The following is a 534-nucleotide window of genomic DNA, read 5'->3' as shown; positions in this document are numbered from 1 at the left end:
CATTAACTCTGGATGTCTCTTGATCAGCGCAGTGATGACTGGGGCTAGTTCGTGAGCGTAGAGGCGGTACGTTCCTATGCCTTCGCCAAGTAGCCTGGTTATCTCTTTGATTTCGCTCTCTGGAGCAGAAATATCAAATGCTCCTTCGAGGATGGGTTCTAGCTCATGCGGCTGAAAGCTTCTCGATTCGTCTCGATGTGCGGAAATAAATTGAATAATCGCCACTCTGGCTGCGGCACAAAGTGCCTCATTTGGGCCGTGCGCATGGCGTTCTGCCACTAGGAAGCGCATAGATAGTATTCGAATTGAAGAAATATAACCCTGGTTCAGGGTATTGATTGCAGCTAGAAGAACTGCCAATTCTGTATCTGGAATCTCTTCGTGCAGTCGAGAAAAACGGATTTGTTCAAACCGCCATGCCTCAAGCTCGCCTTCCTCTGCAAGCTGCAGCAGCTTTCCTGATGCCCATGGAGAGATCGGCACGGTTGCGAGGAGAGTAACTGCATGTGGTTTTAGTTCCCGGATCTCTATTGC

Annotated in this window: 1 protein-coding gene; it reads right to left on the bottom strand. The window is 49.4% G+C overall.

The genetic code is table 11. The features are described 5' to 3' along the window. Window positions 1-534: hypothetical protein (locus KDH83_RS31330; RefSeq protein WP_212323022.1), on the bottom strand; the 534-nt coding region annotated here is incomplete at both ends.

Origin of the sequence: Achromobacter sp. Marseille-Q0513, from assembly GCF_018195695.1 — a bacterium.
Lineage (GTDB): Bacteria > Pseudomonadota > Gammaproteobacteria > Burkholderiales > Burkholderiaceae_B > Achromobacter.
Note: the sequence above shows the minus strand (reverse complement) of the source record. Positions and strands in the feature narration are given on the sequence as shown.